The organism is Micromonospora mangrovicola (assembly GCF_047200535.1).
GTDB lineage: Bacteria > Actinomycetota > Actinomycetes > Mycobacteriales > Micromonosporaceae > Micromonospora.
On record NZ_JBJZOG010000052.1, the window covers coordinates 1 to 17,923 of the forward strand.

Consider the following 17,923-nt stretch of genomic DNA (forward strand, 5'->3'; position numbering starts at 1 on the left):
CCGCGGTGTTCCTCAAACTCGTGGAACGCTGGCCTTCCGCGGAGGCGCTGGCTGCGGTCAGCCGCGACGAGCTCGAGGCGTTCGCCCGTTCCTGCCGGCACGGCTGGCCAGACCGGTTCGCCGACCGCGTCATCCAGACGCTGTCGCAGCCCCAGCTAACCGCTCAGCCCGGCCTGGTCCAGGCCAAGACCGGCAGCATCCGACTGGCTGCCGCCCAGCTCCTGCTACTACGCGCACAGCGACGCCTATGGGAACGGCGGATGGGTGAGCTCCTTCTCGGCGGTCATCGCCCCGCGCGGGCCAAGACCGTCAAGAACCCTGACCCAGCAGCGACCTTCCCCGCCGGGAACATCTACCTCAGCATGCCCGGCCCGGGTGACCGGCTCGCCGCGCGGATCGCCGGTGAGATCGGTGAGCACTGGCATCAATTCGCGACACCGAACGCGTTGCAGTGCTACGCCGGCCAAGCCCCGGTCACCAGGCGCTCCGGCCGCAGCGAATACACCATCGCCCGACGACTGGCCTTCAACCGCTACCTCGGCGAAGCCGTCCTGCAATGGGCGTTCTGCAGCATCACCCGCTCCGCTTGGGCCCGCGACTTCTACAACGCCAAAATCGCCGCCGGCGACCGGCACTCCAGCGCTCTCCGCAAACTCGGCAACCGTTGGCTCGAACTGCTCTGGCACTGTCTACGCCTCGGCGTCACCTACAACGAAGACACCCACACCGCCAACCGCAACCGCGCCCTCCCGCCCACCCGGGCAGCCGAAGGTTGACAGAGGGTGTCTCACCAGCGCGTCTCCCCGGCGAAATACCGGGCCGCCTTCCGCAGAATGTCCCGTTCCTCCTCCAACTCCCGCACCCGCCGCCGCAACGCCGCGTTCTCGTCCTCCACCGACCCGGCCGCCGGCGGCCCCGCCGGCCCGGCCGCCGCACCCCGACGCCGATCATCAGCGCGGACCCAACTGCGCAACGTCTCCCGGTTGCCCCCGAGATCGTCAGCGATCCGCGCGATCGTCGCCCCCGGCCGAGACCGGTACAACGCGACCGCGTCAGCCTTGAACTCGGCGGGGTAGTGCTTGTTCACCATCTGTCAGGGACTCCTGATCTCCCCGGACCATCACAATCCAAGGCTCAAGTGTCCAGGACCAGGGGGAAACTCCCAGCAAGGGAGCCGGGCCACACCGGCCCGGCTCCGCTGTCGGGTTTCGCAGGCATCGATCGAGAAGCTACCCGTGAACGCCGTGTCCGTTCAACGCACCTGTCAGCCCTCAACTCGGCAGATCCGGTAGTTGACGACGGTGTCTAGTCCCACCACATGCTTGACGGGGCGGGTTCAACCGGTGCGGACTTCGGCGAGCCGCTTGACTGCGTACTCGTCGTCCCAGCAGACAGCAGCCTCCCACGCGACCGACGCTTGCGCGGCGATGTCGTACGCACCGTCGTCGAGGCCTGCGGCGTTGTCGGGCAGCACCAGGTCGAGGTCGGGCACGTCGACGTGCGCCTCGTCCCAGTCGATCAGGGCGACCTGACTTGCGGTCATGCGGACGTTGCCAGGGTTAGGGTCGCCGTGCACGACGCATGTCTGGCGTCCGGCGAGCCGGGCCCACGCTGCCCGGCATCGAGCCACGCCCTCCGGGGGCATCGCACCGAGGTCGATCTTCGTCCCGGTCTCGGCGTGCAGGAGGTCGGTCGACGACCGCCAGCCGGGGCGCTGCGGCCAGCCCTGCGTCAGCCGATGCAACTCGCGGAGCGTGCCGGCCACGCGACGCCAGTCGGCCTGCGTCTCGGGCGGTCCGCCATCCAGGTAGGTCATCACCACCAGACCATCGGCGAACAGCCGGCCGTCCATGGTCGGGATCGGCACCGGCACAGTCAGACCTTCACGGTCGAGGTGTTGGAGAAGCTCTGTCTCCCACGCGAGATCAGCGTCGCTCCTGGTGCCGAGACGGCCGACCGCGAGGTGCCCGTTGACGCGCACGCTCCACACGTCGTTGGCGACTCCGCCAGCGAGCGGCTCGATGCGAGCGACGCCGTCACCCCACTGCCCGAGTGCCTCCCACCCCATCCGCCACACCTTACGGGTCTTCCGACATGTTCTGGCATGACCGAACGCCGGCTTTCGCAATCCCGTGACGCGGGTAGCGCTGAACCAGAGGCATGACAGTACGTGTCATGGCAGCTGCAGTGACTCGGGCCGTGAGGGTCTACTCGAGACGGGTCGCCTGCTGCTCAGACCTTGGCGGGTAGCCGAGGCTGTCGTCAAGCGTGAGCTGTGGACCGAACGTGATCCACGAGTGCCGCCGCACCGCCGAATCGACGCGGATGGACACCCCACGATCGCGGAGCTCGACGAATGCCTGGTCCTTTCGCGCGTTCGAGGCACCAGAGCTGTCTTGGTCACACCTTGATGCCCATGTGTCGAAACGTGGTGGCGTCACAGACACCGGTGGCTTTGATGCCACGCATGTGCTGGTACCAGCGAACGCCGGCCTCCGTGCGTGGGCCGTAGAATCCGTCCGCCACGCCGCACTGCTTGGCGCCGATGAACCGCTGCACGAACAGAACGTCGTAGCCATGCATCGGCGGCCGGGTCAGTCGTAGCGACCGGGAACCGGGCTTGCCCGGCTGTGCGGGCGCTGGCCTGCGCGCCGGAGCCCGCGAAGCCGGTTGTGGAGCCTTCGCAGCAGGGGACGGTGCCGCGGCTACACCCCACGCGCTGCGGTTGTTCTCAAATGCGCTGCCGTAGCGGCCGGAGATGTGCACGTGCCCGGTGTGCGGATCCGATCCCGTGTACCTGCGCGGCTGAAAGCCGTGGGTCCGGCTCCAGATGGTTCGATTGAAGATCACATACTGCGTGCTGGGGTGGCGGATCGCCACACGGACCAGAGCATGCGGGTCGATGCCGTTGACGTCGACGTCAATGGCGTGTACGACGCCCCGCGAGTCCGGGTTGTGGTCGGACTTGCGGCGCTGATGACTGACGTCGCCGATCCAGCCGTCGAAGCGCCTCTGGTGATGCGGCCACCGTCGGTAGATCTCATGCCGCAGCGTTGCGAGGTTCGTGGCGAGCGCCGCCATCACGCACCCCCTCGTTTCTCATCGCCGAGGTCGTACTCCACCGCCTCGCCGGCAAGTTCCTCGGCATCCTCGTCCTCGTCCTGGTGGGTCACGTCCTCGTCGTCAACCACGCCGTCCGCAGACCGATCCTCGGTGACCTCCACCTGATCGGGGCTCTCCTGCTCCGCCTCCTCCGTCACGGCTACCTGCTGCAGCTCCTCGGGCACCGGTTCAGCCGGGCCAGCAGGTCCGGCAGTGCCAGAGGGTTCGACCGTGGCCGGGACGGCCTCGGGCCGGTCCTGAGGGTCGTCATCGGTGGCGGGTGGGACGTCTGTGGCCGGTAGTTCGCCTCTGGTCGGCGGCGTTGGCTGATTCGCCTCGGGGTCGGTGCTGGGCACGCTGTTGAGCAGTGACTGTGCCCGGTCGTCGATGAAGCGGGTGGCCAGCTGTTGGGCGTAGCCGAGGACGAGCGCGTAGGCCAGGATTTGCCGCTGGGAGTCCAGCTCGGACAGCCCGGGTACGAAGTTTCCGCCAAGCAGAAGGACTCCGGCGAGCGCGGTGAGGGATCCGGTGGGCACCTTGAGCCAGGTCAGGGCGAGGGGTACCCCGTACGGGGTGGACGAGCCGCGGAGCTTGCGGATGGCGAACGCGGCAGCCAGCGCACCGCCGAGCAGCCCCAGGCCGGCGACGATGATCACGTCGCCCGGCTCGGGGTGTTGCGGCTGGTCGGTGCCGGGCGCCGCCGACGGCGGGTCTTCCCCGCTGGGGCACACGGTGCGGGTGGCGGGGCCGTTGGGCGTCGTCTGGGGGGCGGTGATGCTGGGTTTGAAGCACAGCGGCATCGCGTCGGGGTACTTGGCCACCACGACCACCAACGCCGTCATGAACAGCGCCATGAAGACGGCGGCGGCCAGCAGCACGTTACGGAATCCACGCACCCGCGCGTGCAACTGGTCGGACGCGTCATACGCGATCTCCATCGCCTGCTTGAGCTGGGCCCGCTTCCTGGCCTCGATGTGTCGAGCAGCATCAGCGCGCACCCGGCCCTGCATCCGGTCGACCCGCTGGTCCGCGCGCAGGTCGGGCCGGATCAGAGCCTCGAACTTCAGCCGCCGAACATCCTCCGGCGGCAAGCACGTCTCCAACTTGGCCAGCACGCCGGGAGTGAGGGCATCCAGGTCTTCGGGCGCAAGCAGGTCGACGAGAGCGATCTTCGCCGCGTGCAGGCTCTGGTACGCCTGCTCGACGGCGCCGCCCCGCCAGCGGTCGAGCAGGCCCCTGCGCCGCCGTCGGCCTTCTGCCTGGGTGGCCGTGTCGACCGCGGCGAGCAGTTTCTCCACCGCGTCCGCCGCCGCCTGCCGTCGGGGGTCGGGCGGCTCCGACGCGAGCGCTACCTGCATCTGTGCGCGGACGGCCTTGGCCTGCACCGCCGCCTGCGCGGCCCACGGCTCGGACCACAGGCGGGGAAGGGGCTCATCGAGGGTCTCGGCCATAGCCCACCGTCCCGATTCTCACACCCCGCCATCCCGAAAGACGGCGATGGTGTACTGGCCGCCACGATAGGCCCGCCGCCAGCCGGCAATCAGACCAGAAGCCGCCCGCCATCCTGTCGGGAACGCGTCACACTTGCAGCCATTCCTGTCTGACAATGGGCGTCCACGGGAATGCCATCGCGGCTCTCGTCGTCCGGAGCATGGCCAGCCGTACGCCAACCTCACGTACGTGCCGGCCGTTCAACGGTTCGTGGACCGGTCCGAGCAGGCTTCGCACGACAGTCGACGCGTCGACAAAACACCCGAGTGCGGTGCCGCGTCGTCCGCCGCTGTCGAACTGGATGCCGTGGATCTCGCGGGAGGTATCGCGTGGACGCTCTGCGGTAGACCTCTCACTCACGGTGGTCGGCTGTCGCATGGAGAACCCCTCCCCACCCTGCTTCCAGGCCGGTAGTGGGCTGCCGTCGATGGCGATCTGGGTTACCAGGCGGGACTTGGCGTGGACATGGCTTCTCACCGGTGCGGCGCCACCTGCAACACGGGCTCGCGCCCGGCGTTGGAGGACCCCGCCCGCCGCAGGGCACTCGCTACTTCGGGCGAAGTAGGCGGCAGTAGTAGCGGTGGCGGCGATTGCCTACCGAGGGCGGACGATGCCGCGTGTCCGGGTCGCGACGATCGGTGGCATGCCAGAAACGTCACTGTCCCCAGCGGCCGCAGACGCCGTCATGAGCCCTGCGGTGGAGCACCTGCGGCTGCGCCGGGGCCCCTTGCTGATCACGTCGCTGCTGGCCGTCACGGGCGGCGCTCTTGTCTACCTCGCTCCGCTGGCCGCAGTGTGGCGCACCGCGTGGCCGTACGCGATGCTGTTCGCCGCGCTGGGCGCCGCCCAGCTGGGCACGGTTGCCCGCGTGCTGGTCCGCCCGACGTCGCGCCGGGTGCTGCTGGCTGCCGCCGCGGCGCTGGCCTTCCTCGTCGTATGGGTCCTGACCCGCGGCAACCCGGTCCTGCCTGGTCCCTCGCCGTGGATGCCGGCCGACTCGGTGATCGGGTTCGTCGACTACGTCTGCGCGGGGCTGCAGGTCATCGGCGTAGCGGGATTCGGCACCGTGTGGGTTCTCGGCGCGGTGGCCGCCTCCCGAGGCCCGGACGGGCATGCTTCGGGCCGGCCCCGGCTGCGCCGGGTGGCGGGGGCCCTCGCTGTCGCGCCGGTGACGCTGGTCGTGCTGCTGGGCGGGTTCGTGGGGTTCAGCGGGGCCAGCGACGGGCTCGCGGGAGCTGGTTTCCCCGGCGACACGGTGGCTCCACGCCACCTGCCCGCCGGGCAGCGCAGCACAGTGGAGTACTGCCGGATCGACGGGGTCCCGCTGGCGATGGATATCTACACCCCACCGGCCGGCGCCGCGGTTCCGGGCCGGATCGCCCCGGTGGCGATGTACATCCACGGCGGTGGCCTGGTACTCGGCGACCGCAAACTCTCCGGGCTGGGCGCGTCACTGTCCAATCACCAGGCTGCGCTGTTCACCCCGCTGCGGGAGCGGCTGAACGCCAACGGCTATCTCGTCGCCTCGATCGACTACCGGCTGACCCCCGCCGCCGGGTGGCCCGCCCCGCTTGAGGATGCCAAATGTGCGGTGCGGTTCCTCCGGACGCATGCCGCCGACCTTGGTGTCGACCCGTCCCGCATCGGTGTGTGGGGTGCCAGTGGCGGTGGTTGGCTCTCGTCGCTGCTGGGTCTGACCGGGCGGCAGGGCGGGCCCGGCCCGTACGCCGGGCAGTCCAGCGCGGTCCAGGCCGTGGTGGACATGTTCGGCCCCACCGACCTCAACGACTTCGCCGACGCGCCGCCGTTCATCCGGTTTCTGCTCTGGGCCGGTATCGGGTCATCCGAGGCCACCCGCCAGTCGGCCAGCCCGATCAACTACATCACCGACCAGGCGCCGCCATTCCTGATCCTCCACGGCGCGCTGGACGAGGACGTCGCACCGCGCCAGTCCGTCCGGTTCGCCGAGCGGCTGCGCACCGCGGGCGTGCAGGCAGAGCTTGTCGAGGTCGCCGGCACCGGGCACACCCTGGCCACCCCCGGACAGCAACCGTCGACCCAGCAGGTGACCGACATGGTGGTGGACTTCTTCCTGGCAACGCTGTGATGACGCCGGTCCGGGTGGGTGCCACCCACCCATCAGATGCGGAAGGTGGGGCATCCCCCACTCCGCACCTGAGGCGGCCGGGCGAACCGCCCATCGGCGGGCGCTGGGCGGGACGGTCCGTGGCGGACCGGGCGCGCGGACGCATACGGTGAGCGGGTGTTGAGGGGCGGCCCGGTGCTACGGCGGTGGACGGTGGACACCGGAATCGCGCTCGCGGTGCTGGTTGCTGCCGAGATCGCGATAGCGACCGGCAGTGAGGACGGCTCGGTTGACCGGGACCGGTTCGCCTATCTGCTCGGATTGGCGATGGCGGCCCCGCTGCTGCTGCGCCGGCGGTACCCGACCGCCGTGCTGTGCGCCGTCTCCGCGGTGCTGCTGCTGTTCTACGCCCTCGACTATCCGGGCTTCCCGCCGGCACTGGTGCTCGCGGTACCGCTGTATGACACGGTCCGTGTCGGGCGCCTGTGGTGGGCGGCGCCGGTGCCGGTGTTCTTCCTGACCGTTGGTGCCGTCGTGCTGATCGTGCACCGGGAGATGCCGCCGCTGGAACTGCTCGCCGCGTTCCTGCCGCAGGCCGCGACGCTGGCGGTGGCGATGCTGCTCGCCGCGTTGATGCGCAGCCGGGCCGCGTACGCCGCCGAGGTGCGGCACCGACTGGACCAGGCAGAACGGGAACGCGTACTGGAGGCGCAGCGCCTGGTCACCGAGGAACGGCTGCGAATCGCCCGCGACCTGCATGACACGGTGGGACACGCGATCGCCACCATCACCGTCCAGTCCGCCGCCGCCCTGCAGCTGCTGGACGCAGAGCCGGAGCGGGCTCGGGAGGCGCTGGTGAGCATCCGGGGCACCGGCAAGGCGGCGCTGGCCGAGATGCGCGCCACCCTCGGTCAGCTGCGCTCCGACGGTCGGCCGGACCCGGCGGGGCCGGACCAGCGCGGGCGCGGACCAGCGGAGCGGGACACAGGACTACACCGGCTGCCCGAGTTGCTGGCCGCAGTGCGGGCGGCGGGTGTGCCGGTTGAGCTGCACAGCGAGCTGTCCGGGGAGCGGCTGCCCGCAGCGCTTGACGAGACGGCGTATCGGATCGTGCAGGAGTCACTGACCAACGTGCTGCGGCACGCCGGGGCGGCCGCTCGTGCCGAGGTGTCGCTGCGGCCGGTGCCGGACTCGCTGTCGGTGGAGGTACGCGACGACGGGGTGGGCGCCGATGCCGGCGGGACGCCGTCCGGCGGGCGAGGGCTGACCGGGATGCGGGAGCGTGCTGAGGCGCTGAGCGGCAGGTTCGAGGCGGGGCCACGGCCGGGTGGGGGGTTCCAGGTCCGGGCGATACTGCCCTGGGAGTCCCCGAACCACGAACCGCCGCACCGGTCACGGGACCAACGGCAGCCTCGGGAGGGTGAACTGACGTGATCCGGGTGTTGCTCGTCGACGATCAGGCCCTGGTGCGGGCCGGGTTCCGGGCGTTGCTGGAGGGCGTGCCCGAGATCAACGTGGTGGGTGAGGCCGGCAACGGCGGCACGGCGGTGGCGCTGGCCCGGGAGCTTCGCCCGGACGTGGTGCTGATGGACATCCGGATGCCCGGTGTGGACGGTGTCACCGCGACCCACCGGATCACCGGCGACCCTCAACTGTCCGGCGTACGGGTGCTGGTGCTGACCACGTTCGCCGAGGAGGACGACGTGTTCGCCGCCCTCCGCTCCGGGGCCAGCGGCTTCCTGGTCAAGGACACCGAGCCGGACGAGCTGGTGCAGGCGGTACGCGTGGTTGCCAGGGGCGACGCGTTGCTGTCGCCCAGCGTCACCCGGGCGGTGATCAGACGCTCGGTCGGGTCGGGGCGACCCGCCGACAGGCCGAGGCCCGAGCCGCCGGAGTTGGCCCTGCTCACCGCCCGGGAACGGGAGGTGGTGCACCTCGTCGCGGCCGGCCTGAGCAACGACGACATCGCCAACCGTCTGGTGGTCAGCCCGCTCACCGCCAAGACCCACGTGTCCCGGGCGATGGTCAAGGTCGGTGCCCGGGACCGGGCCCAACTGGTGGTCTTCGCCTACCAGAACGGCCTGGTCAGCCCGGACGGATACGACGCTGGAAGTACGACCCGGTAGTAGGCCGCCACGGCAAAGGCTCCGCGGGAGGGACGCTTCCGCCTCGGGCACGCCGGACGATCTGCGGCATGACCGACTCATGGCTCTCCCGCCTCGCCGCCTTCTGCCACCGGCGCCGGTTCACGGTGCTGTCCGGCTGGATCGTGCTCGCCGCGGCCATGGTGCTGCTCGCCGTTGGATACGGCGCGGGCTCCGCCGATGACTTCAGCACCGACGCCACCCAGTCCGGCCGGGCGCAGCAGTTGATCGCCGAGCACTTCCCCGGGTTCACCGGCGACAGCCTGACCCTGGCCGTGCGATCCGACGCCGCCCTGGACGATCCCGCGACGCGGGATCGGGTGCAGCGGGTCGTCGACCTGCTCGCCGCCACCGGGCACGTCGCCCGGGTCACTTCCCCGTACGACGCACAGGACCAGATCACCGCCGACCGGCACACCGGGTACGCGGTGGCGATGCTCGACCTCCCCAGCGACGAGATGCCGGTCGCGGCGACCCAGAAACTCCTCGACCAGGTACGCGAGGCCAGCGGCTCCGGGGTGACCTTCGCGCTGGCCGGGCCGGCCGTCAACAACGTCGAGACTCCCGGCGGTGGCCCGGCCGACGCGGTGGGGCTCGCCGCGGCAGCGGTCGTCCTGCTCTTCGCGTTCGGCTCGGTGCTGGCGATGGGGCTGCCCGTCATCACCGCGATCCTCGGGATCACGGTGGGCCTGTCCGGGATGTTCCTACTGGGGCACGTGTTCCCCGCTCCCGGATTCGCGCCGGTCCTGGCCAGCATGATCGGCCTCGGGGTGGGCATCGACTACGCCTTGTTCATCGTGACCAGGTATCGGGAGGCGCTGCACTCCGGCCGTACCCCACGGCAGGCCGTGGTGACCGCGACCGCGACCGCCGGACGAGCGGTGCTGTTCGCCGGCGCGACCGTCGTGGTGGGCCTGGCCGGGCTGCTGCTGACCGGACTCGGCTTCATGCGCGGCCTGGCGGTCGGCGCGGCGGTGACGGTCCTCGCGACCATGCTGGCCGCGGTCACCCTGCTACCGGCCCTGCTCGGCCTGGTCGGACACCGGATCGACCGGCTGTCGGTACACCGCCGCCGCGCCCCGGCCAGGCCCTGGTCGTCCCTCTGGGCCGGCAGCGTCATCCGCCGGCCGCTGCTCGCCACCCTGGCCGGGGCGCTGGTACTGGCGGCGCTGGCCGCGCCGGCGTTGGGCCTGCGGCTGAGCATGCCGGACGGCAGCACCCAGCCTCAAGACACCAGCGCCTACACCGCGCACCGGATTCTCGCCGACGGTTTCGGCGGCGGCTTCGACGCCACCCTGTGGGTCGTGGTCGGCCTGCCCGACGGCGATCCGGACCAGGTTGCCACGGTGATCGCGGCCGAGCCCGGTGTGGCATCAGTGGACCTACCGCGGCGCAGCCACGACGGGGCGATCGCTTTGCTCGCCGTCCGCCCGACCACCGGCAGCCAGGACGAGGCCACCGCCGCGTTGGTGCACCGGCTCCGCGCGGTCACCGCGGACCAACCGGTACTCGTCGGCGGCGTGGTCGCCTCGGCCATCGACTTCGCCGAACTGACCGCCGACCGACTCCCCGTGGTGATTGTCGCGGTGGTCGGCCTGTCGCTGCTGCTGCTGGTGGTGCTCTTCCGATCGCTGCTGCTCGCGGTGAAGGCTGGCCTGCTCAACCTGATGTCGATCGGCGCGTCGTTCGGGGTGCTGGTCGCAGTGGTGCAGTGGGGCTGGCTGGGCAATGTCCTGAACTTTCCCACGACCATGCCGGTCACCGCCTGGGTGCCGCTGATCATGTTCCCGGTGCTGTTCGGACTCTCCATGGACTACGAGGTCTTCCTGGTGTCCCGCATCCGAGAGGCGTACGACACAATCGGTGACACCCGCCTGGCGGTACGCGAGGGGCTCGTCCGCACCGCCCGGGTGATCACCGCTGCCGCGGCCATCATGATCGCCGTGTTCCTGTCCGTGATGCTCGGCGCCGACGTCGGTGTCAAGCAACTCGGTCTCGGCCTGGCCGTCGCGGTGTTCGTGGACGCCACGATCGTGCGGTTGATCGTGCTGCCGGCCACGATGGAGCTGGTCGGCCGGTTCAACTGGTGGCTACCGGGCTGGCTCGACCGGGCACTGAGCAGGGTCCGCCCCGACGAAGCCGAGCCCACGACCGGCCAAATGATCGAGCAGGTGGCTGCGCTCGAGAACCAGGATGAGGAGATCGTCGCGTGAGTGGGACGGCGTACGTACGAACTGCAGCAGGCCGTTGGTGTCCTCGTTGGTGCCGCGTTGCGAGGGGTTGTGGGGGTCGGCGAACGGACCGCTGCAGGCGCTACTACACCGAGCCACACGACCGGGCGCCCGTCGAGGCCGAGCACCGGAGCCTGGTCGCCCGGTAAAGGCCGGCGACGTCGGGCGGGCCCTGCACATGCTCGACGAGCACCCGCCGTGTTCGAGCACGACGGCGCCGGCCAGCGGTGCGCCGGCCCTCGCCATGGTGACGGCAGCGGCGGGTCGTCCAGGTCGCAGCGCTGCTGCGCGCCCGGGCGCCCGCTGCCGGGCTGAGCCCACTATCGGTGCTCGGCGCGGGGTGGGGCGCTACGGACAAGGTGACCATGGCGGTGCTACGCACCCCTCGGCGAAGAGCGACTGTCAGCCGAGCGGGACGGGGCCATGAAGGCGCAGCCCGTGCTGGGAATCGGCCAATGCCGATCCCCAGCACAAGTCCAAGCGACAGGAGTCGGCGACACCCCCGGGCGCCCGGCGGGTCGGGGCGAGGCTTGGAGCGTCTCTGGAGCGCGCGGCCCTACCGTGATGCGCCATCGCACAGGAGAAGGAGACATGCGCACTTTCGCTGGGTCCCCGACGGGTCGCCGTCACCTCATCGTCGCGCTCTGCGTCGTGGTGGCGCTCACGGTCTTCCTTGCGGGTCCGGCTGCGGCCGAACCGCCGGAGAGGTCCGACGCCGTCGTGGTAGTGGTCGCTCCCGACTTCGCAGCATTTCCGGCCCCCGAGAACGGCCGTGCGGGATCCGCCTACAGCACAAAGAACGGCAGCCGCTGGCGTTACGCCTGGCACTGGCGGCTGCTGATCGACAAGAACGACGCGTTCGGGGTTACGACGGCGAGCGTCCTGCTCCACCCGCTCGGCGGTTGAGGGGAGCCACGGGATGGGGGAGTTTCTTCGCCGCTTCCGCATCCCTCGACAGAGGAGGCCGAGATGGGCGAGACCGACACGGAGTACCGCCGGCTTCCGATCGGGACCGACCCGCCGTATCGTGCGGAGATGCACGTGCGGGTCCTGGGACCTGTCGTCGTCCAGCGCGAGGGCGCCAGCGTCACGCTCGGAGGACGCAAGCAGCGGACGGTCCTGGCCCTTCTCGCGGCGCGCGTCCGCGAGGTCGTCTCAATCGACGCGCTCATCGACGGGCTCTGGGGGGACGAGCCCACGCCGGGTGCCCGTTCGACGCTGCAGACGTACGTCTCGAACCTGCGCGCGGCCGTCGGGGATGTGATCGTTCGCGACGGCGGCGGGTATCGGCTCCAAATTGATCCCCGCGACGTCGACGCGGTCCAGTTCGAGGAGGCGGTCGAGCGCGCCCGGGAGCTGGTTGAGACGAACCCGCCGGAGGCTGCCCAGCGGCTGCGAGCGGCCCTCGCGCTGTGGCGGGGGCATCCCTACGCCGACGTCATCGCGTCCTTCCCGCTCGAGCTCGAGGCGCAGCGTCTCGAGGAGCTGAGGCTCGCAGCCGTGGAGACCCGCATCGAGGCCGAGCTCGCGATGGGCTACGCCGCCGAGCTCGTAGCCGAGCTCGAAGTGGTGTGCAGCGAGTATCCCTTCCGCGAAGAGTTCCGCGCGCAGCACATGCTCGCGCTCTACCGCTCGGGCCGGCGGGCGGAGGCGCTCCGTGCCTACCAGAAGACGCGCACCTACCTGATCGAGGAGCTCGGTCTCGACACTTCGACCCGACTCCGCCAGCTTGAGCAGCAGATTCTGAACCACGCCCCTGCACTCGACTTCGAGGTGCAGCCGCAGATCGAGACGCTCGCCTTCCTGCTGACCGACATCGAGGACTCGACGGTGCTCTGGGAGCTCAGGACCGAGGAGATGCGGGCTGTGGTCAAGCGTTTCGAGAGGATCGTGCGCTCGGCGCTCGAAGCGGTCGGAGGGCGGATCGTCAAGCGCGTCGGCGACGGCATGGACACGGTCTTCGCCGACGTCGGCGCGGCTGTCGCCGCCGCCGAGGACATTCAGCGCGAGCTGGCCGCGGTCGAGCGGTTCGAGACCGGCCCGCTGCTCGTGCGGATGGCGATCGACGTCGGCGAAGTGGAGAGTCGCGATGGGGACTACTTCGGGCCCGTGCTGAACCGGGCCGGACGGATCCTCGCCTCCGGCCACGGCGGGCAGGTCCTTCTGTCGGGCGGCGCTCACGCCGCGCTCGCCGGACGCGAGGCCGGCTGGCAAGCGAAGGCGCTCGGGGAGTACCGGTACAAGGGCATCGGCAGCCCGGTCAGCGTCTTCCAGCTCCTCATCGACGGGCTGTCGGCCGATTTCCCGCCGCTGCGCATCGACCGTCTCCCTCCTCAGCTGCCCGTGCATGCCTTCGGCCGCTCGGTGCGCGGCTACGAGCTGCGGGAGGAGGTCGGCCGAGGCGACTTCGCGGTCGTGTTCCGTGCCTATCAACCATCGGTCGGGCGCGAGGTGGTAATCAAAATCATCCGACCGGAGTTCGTGAACCAGCCGGCGTTCGTGCGGAGCTTCGAAGCCGAGGCGCGCATCGTCGCCCAGCTCGAGCATCCGCACGTAGTGTCGCTGTACGACTACTGGCGAGACCCCGACGGCGCCTACCTCGTCATGCGCTGGCTCCGGGGCGGGTCGCTGCGGGACGCGCTCGAGCGGGGGCCCTGGAACACCGGGCCGGCGATCCGGCTCCTCGATCAGGTGCGCGCCGCGCTCTCCTACGCTCACCGCCGGGGCGTCGTGCACGGCGGCCTCAAACCCACGAACGTTGTCCTCGACGAGGACGGCAACGCCTACCTCTCTGACTTTGGGATCGCGTCCAGGCTCGCAGATCTGTCGGAGTCTCCTCGGGTCGCGAGCCCCTCGCCCGCCTACGTGACGCCCGAGGAGTTGCGCGGCGAGCCTCGGACGGTCCGATCGGACCTCTACTGCCTCGGCCTCCTCACCTTCGAGCTCGTGACGGGCCGGCGGCCGCCGATGGACGGACGGCTGCCTTCGGTGAACGCGATTCGGCCGGAAATTCCAGCGATGCTCGACACGGTGGTCGCAAAGGCGACCGCCGACGACCCTGACGACCGCTACGAGTCGGTGGACGTGTTGGTCGCGGCGGTCGCGGAGGCACTCGGCAAGCAGCCGCGAGATCTGGATGCGCGATACACGGCGGCCGAAAACCCGTACAAGGGGCTGCGGGCGTTCGGCGAGGCCGATGCCGAGCAGTTCCACGGACGCGAATCGGTCGTGGAGGAGCTGCTGGCCACGCTCGGCGAGCGGCGGCTCGTCGCCGTCGTCGGGCCCTCCGGCATCGGGAAGTCGTCGATCGTGAGGGCCGGGCTCGTCCCGGCGGTCCGCCAGGGTCGCCTTCCGGCCTCCGAGAGCTGGGCGGTCACCGACATGTTCCCGGGCTCGTATCCGTTCGACGAGCTGGCGGCCGCACTCCTGCGGGTCGGGGTCACCCATCCTCCCGAGCTCGTGGACGAGCTCGCGCGCGACGAGCTGGGAGTGAGTCGCCAGGTCAAGCGGCTTCTCCCGCCCGACACCGGGCTGCTTCTCGTGATCGACCAGTTCGAGGAGCTCTTCACGCTGACGACGGACAAGGAGACGCGTCGACGCTTTCTCGACGGCCTGACCCGCCTCGCCACCGACGCCCGCTCCCGGACGCGCGTGGTGCTCACCCTGCGCGCCGACTTCCTCGACCACCCGCTGTCCTACCCGGAGTTCGGCGAGCTCCTTCGGCAGGGAATGTGCGCCGTCACCGTCCCCTCCGAGGACGACCTCGCGGCTGCGATCGAGCGGCCCGCGGCGCAGGTGGGCGTCCGCTTCGCGCCAGGCCTCGTCTCACAGATCGTGGCCGATGTGCGGGACCAGCCGGGAGCGCTCCCGCTCCTCCAGTACGCCCTGACCGAGCTCTTCGCGGGCCGGACCAACGACCTCCTGACCGAAGAGGGCTACCGCGCGACTGGCGGGGTCGTCGGTGCCCTCGGCCGCCGCGCCGAGGAGCTCTACCAGGGTCTCGATCCGTCGGCACGCAAGGCCGTACGCCAGGTCTTTCTGCGTCTCGTCACTGTGGATACGCAGGCACACGACACCCGCCGGAGAGTGCGGCGGCGCGAGCTCCGGCAGCTCGAGATCGAGCCCGCCGTCCTCGACGAAGTTTTGGACCGCTACGGCGAGCACCGCCTGCTCGCCTTCGACCGCGAGCCGCTGACTCGTAGCCCTACCGTCGATGTCGCCCACGAAGCCCTGCTCGGCCAGTGGGAGCGCTTTCGCTCGTGGATCGACGAGCGCCGCGAGGATCTGCTCCTGCAGCGCCGTTTGAGGGACGCGGTCGAGGAGTGGGAGAGCTCCGGCCGCGACGACGGCTACCTGCCTCTTGAGGGCCGCCTCGCGCAGTTCGAGAGCTGGGCCGCGGCGACCGACATCGGCTTGACCGGAGGCGAGCGCGAGTACCTAGCAACAGGCCGCGTCCAAGCCGACGAGCGCCGGAGGCGGACGACGCACCGGCGCCGCGCTGTGGTCGCTGTGCTCGCGGCTGCCGCTGCCATCTCCCTGCTGCTTGCCGCGGTCGCGCTCCTGAGCCGGGAACGAGCGAAGGACCAGGAGGCCGTCGCCACATCACGTGAGTTGGCCGCTTCGGCGATCGCCGTGCTCGACCGTGACCCGGAGCTGAGCGTCCTTCTGGCCCTTGAGGCCGCGAAGGCCGCCGAGCCGACGTACGAGGCCGTGTCCGCCCTCCACGAGGCCCTTCGTGAGCACCGAACCATCTGGACGATGCCCGGGCCGAAGCTGCCGCCGATCGGCCGATGGGCCGGGGGCGACGCCTCCCTCGGCCCGGACGGTCGCTCGCTTCTCTCCGCCGGGACCAACCGGCTCGAGGTCTGGGACGTCGGTGGACACGAGCCCCGATGGGGACTCGAGCTCGATGACGGTGAGCTGGTGTCCAGCGCGCACTTCACGCGAGACGGGTCGCAGATCGTCGGGGCCGTCGGCTGGAGTCAGACCGCGGGGCGCACACCGCCTCGCGGAGCACGGCCGGGGATCCACGTCTGGGATGCCGCGTCGGGCCAGGAGGTGCGCTACGTACCGACGGGCGCGTGCCCCTTACGCGGCTTCGTGCTGCACGGCCCGTTCATCGATCTCTCACGACCCCTGGTGGTCGTCGCCCGCCCCCGTGTCGCTCAGCCAGCCACAGGCGGTGAGTGCGACTTCGAGAAGGTCGGCGTGACGCTGTTCGACCTCGAGTCCGACGCTCAGAAGCTACTCGCTGTGGAGGCGGGACTCAACGGAGCTTCCAGGAGTGCCGACGGGAGGTACGTCGCCCTCGCCGGCCAGACGAGAACGTGGGTCGTGGACACGGTCACCGGCCGCGACGTTTTCAGCCGCGCCGTGGAGCTGGGGCGCGCGGCGGTGCTGAATGCGGACGGCAGCCGGGTCGTCACCGGTGGAAACCGCGAGCCGCTGACGCTCTGGGACGTCCGCTCCGGCGATCGCCTGCGCACCCTTGGCGACGCGGGGATCGAGTCCACCGCGCTGCAGTTCGACAAGGAGGAGAAGAGCCTGCTGGTGATCGGCTCGTTCGGCTCGGGTGTCTTCCTGTACGACGTCACCTCCGGCAGTGAGCGGATGGCGCTCCGCGGCCACGAGGGCGAGGTCACCCAGGCCAACCTGAGCGAGAACGGTCTGCGGTTGGCGACCCGCGCGATCGACGGCGAGGTTCGCGTGTGGGACCTCTCGGCGCGCGGTGAGGTTGGCGGCTTCGCCCTGAAGTCCGGAACGTTTCTGGCGGATGGCATCGACACTGTCGACGATCGAGGCGTGGCATGGCTGTTCACGTCGGTCACGGGCGGCGACCTGATCGTGTTCGACCCGTCCACCGGTGCGATCGCGACGGAGATTCCGCACATCACCGGCCAACTCGGCGCGTTGTCTCCCGACGGCGGGCGCGTAGCCGCCCAGCAGCTGATGTCCGAGGCGGTCCCCAGATTCGGGGCGATCCGCGTCCACGATCTGCAGCGGGGCACGGTTACGACGATGCAGGGACTGTGCGTCTACGTCGAGCTCGAAGAGAACCCGCAGTGCAGAAAGGCGCCGGAGACGCCGTACCGGGAGTGGGTGTGGAGCCTCGACTTCTCACCTGACGGGTCGCTCCTCGCGGCCGGTGGATACACCTCCGGCGTGAGCGTGTGGGACTCACGCACCGGCGAGCTGCGCTTCAACAGCGGCAGCTTCTCGCAGCCAACGGCGTCGATCGACTTGAGTTCCGCAGCGACGGTCGCCTTCAGCCCTGACGGGCGACACCTCGTCGCGTCAGCTGAGGACGAGTTCGTGGTGTACGACGTCGCGACGTGGACCGAGCTCGTGCACCGTACGTTCGAGGAGGGTTGGCTTCGCGTCGTTCACTTCACTCCCGACGGCGGACGCCTGGTCGGCGTCAGCCAGCGCGGCAACGTCGTTCTCGTCGACCCCGACACCTGGGTGGTGGACGCGGTTCTGACGGGCCACCGCGGGGTCCTCAAGGACGTCGACGTGAGCCCCGACGGGGCCATGATCGCGTCCTCGGACAGCACCGGACTCATCCGAGTCTGGGATACGTCGACGGGTGCGCCGCTGCAGGCCATCCCGCTGCAACAGCAGGTACAGAACGTCGAGTTCGTGGACGATCACCACCTGCTCGTCACATTGGATGAAGGGCCGGACGTGTACGTCATGACCGTGGACGTCGACGAATTGCTCGACATCGCGCGCCGCCGCGTGACCCGTGGGCTCACCGACGAGGAGTGCCGGACCTACCTCCACGTCGATCGGTGCTCCTCGTGATTCTGCTTTCGCCACGCGCACGCGGTCTCGGTCATCCGGAGCTCGGCCTCACCAGGACGTAGCGG

Annotated in this window: 11 protein-coding genes; 7 read left to right on the top strand and 4 right to left on the bottom strand. The window is 70.2% G+C overall.

Going from position 1 to position 17,923, the window contains the following annotated elements:
• Window positions 1–776, top strand: a 776-nt coding sequence (locus ACL02O_RS20510) for a transposase (RefSeq protein WP_412819724.1), incomplete at its 5' end; no start/stop codon positions are given.
• 11 nt (window positions 777–787) lie between these two features.
• Here the strand turns inward: ACL02O_RS20510 and ACL02O_RS20515 are convergent.
• From ACL02O_RS20515 to ACL02O_RS20530, 4 genes are all read right to left on the bottom strand, one after another.
• Window positions 788–1,090: a transposase gene (locus ACL02O_RS20515; RefSeq protein WP_412819725.1), complete on the bottom strand. Its 303-nt coding sequence runs from the start codon at window positions 1,088–1,090 to the stop codon at window positions 788–790.
• Window positions 1,091–1,336: 246 nt separating this feature from the next.
• Window positions 1,337–2,068, bottom strand: coding sequence for a phosphotransferase enzyme family protein (locus tag ACL02O_RS20520; RefSeq protein ID WP_412819726.1), 732 nt, complete (start codon window positions 2,066–2,068; stop codon window positions 1,337–1,339).
• Window positions 2,069–2,400: 332 nt separating this feature from the next.
• Entirely contained in the window at window positions 2,401–3,081 is a 681-nt protein-coding gene (locus tag ACL02O_RS20525; protein ID WP_412819727.1) for a peptidoglycan-binding domain-containing protein, read from the bottom strand.
• On the bottom strand, window positions 3,081–4,553 hold the full coding sequence (locus ACL02O_RS20530; protein ID WP_412819728.1) for a hypothetical protein: 1,473 nt from the start codon (window positions 4,551–4,553) through the stop codon (window positions 3,081–3,083). Before ACL02O_RS20530 ends, ACL02O_RS20525 begins: the two co-directional genes overlap by 1 nt.
• Before the next feature lie 725 nt (window positions 4,554–5,278).
• Between ACL02O_RS20530 and ACL02O_RS20535 the strand changes: the two genes are divergently transcribed.
• From ACL02O_RS20535 to ACL02O_RS20560, 6 genes are all read left to right on the top strand, one after another.
• The gene (locus ACL02O_RS20535; RefSeq protein ID WP_412819729.1) at window positions 5,279–6,700 is read left to right on the top strand and encodes an alpha/beta hydrolase fold domain-containing protein; all 1,422 of its coding nucleotides are present in this window, start codon (window positions 5,279–5,281) and stop codon (window positions 6,698–6,700) included.
• A gap of 156 nt (window positions 6,701–6,856) precedes the next feature.
• Window positions 6,857–8,113: a sensor histidine kinase gene (locus tag ACL02O_RS20540; RefSeq protein WP_412819730.1), complete on the top strand. Its 1,257-nt coding sequence runs from the start codon at window positions 6,857–6,859 to the stop codon at window positions 8,111–8,113.
• On the top strand, window positions 8,110–8,805 hold the full coding sequence (locus ACL02O_RS20545; protein ID WP_412819731.1) for a response regulator: 696 nt from the start codon (window positions 8,110–8,112) through the stop codon (window positions 8,803–8,805). Before ACL02O_RS20540 ends, ACL02O_RS20545 begins: the two co-directional genes overlap by 4 nt.
• 68 nt (window positions 8,806–8,873) lie before the next feature.
• Window positions 8,874–11,036 carry an MMPL family transporter gene (locus tag ACL02O_RS20550; protein ID WP_412819732.1) on the top strand — a complete coding sequence of 721 codons (2,163 nt, stop codon included), beginning with the start codon at window positions 8,874–8,876 and terminating at the stop codon, window positions 11,034–11,036.
• A 609-nt stretch (window positions 11,037–11,645) separates the two neighbouring features.
• Window positions 11,646–11,960 carry a hypothetical protein gene (locus tag ACL02O_RS20555; RefSeq protein ID WP_412819733.1) on the top strand — a complete coding sequence of 105 codons (315 nt, stop codon included), beginning with the start codon at window positions 11,646–11,648 and terminating at the stop codon, window positions 11,958–11,960.
• Window positions 11,961–12,023: 63 nt separating this feature from the next.
• The gene (locus ACL02O_RS20560; protein WP_412819734.1) at window positions 12,024–17,858 is read left to right on the top strand and encodes an nSTAND1 domain-containing NTPase; all 5,835 of its coding nucleotides are present in this window, start codon (window positions 12,024–12,026) and stop codon (window positions 17,856–17,858) included.
• Window positions 17,859–17,923 lie beyond the last annotated feature (65 nt).

Excerpts from the sequence above, each read along its gene's own strand:
- ACL02O_RS20520 (WP_412819726.1), bottom strand. The coding sequence starts at position 2,068 with ATGGGGTGGGAGGCACTCGGGCAGTGGGGTGACGGCGTCGCTCGCATC.
- ACL02O_RS20555 (WP_412819733.1), top strand. The coding sequence starts at position 11,646 with ATGCGCACTTTCGCTGGGTCCCCGACGGGTCGCCGTCACCTCATCGTC.
- ACL02O_RS20560 (WP_412819734.1), top strand. The coding sequence starts at position 12,024 with ATGGGCGAGACCGACACGGAGTACCGCCGGCTTCCGATCGGGACCGAC.
- ACL02O_RS20530 (WP_412819728.1), bottom strand. The coding sequence starts at position 4,553 with ATGGCCGAGACCCTCGATGAGCCCCTTCCCCGCCTGTGGTCCGAGCCG.
- ACL02O_RS20550 (WP_412819732.1), top strand. The coding sequence starts at position 8,874 with ATGACCGACTCATGGCTCTCCCGCCTCGCCGCCTTCTGCCACCGGCGC.
- ACL02O_RS20525 (WP_412819727.1), bottom strand. The coding sequence starts at position 3,081 with ATGGCGGCGCTCGCCACGAACCTCGCAACGCTGCGGCATGAGATCTAC.
- ACL02O_RS20535 (WP_412819729.1), top strand. The coding sequence starts at position 5,279 with ATGAGCCCTGCGGTGGAGCACCTGCGGCTGCGCCGGGGCCCCTTGCTG.
- ACL02O_RS20515 (WP_412819725.1), bottom strand. The coding sequence starts at position 1,090 with ATGGTGAACAAGCACTACCCCGCCGAGTTCAAGGCTGACGCGGTCGCG.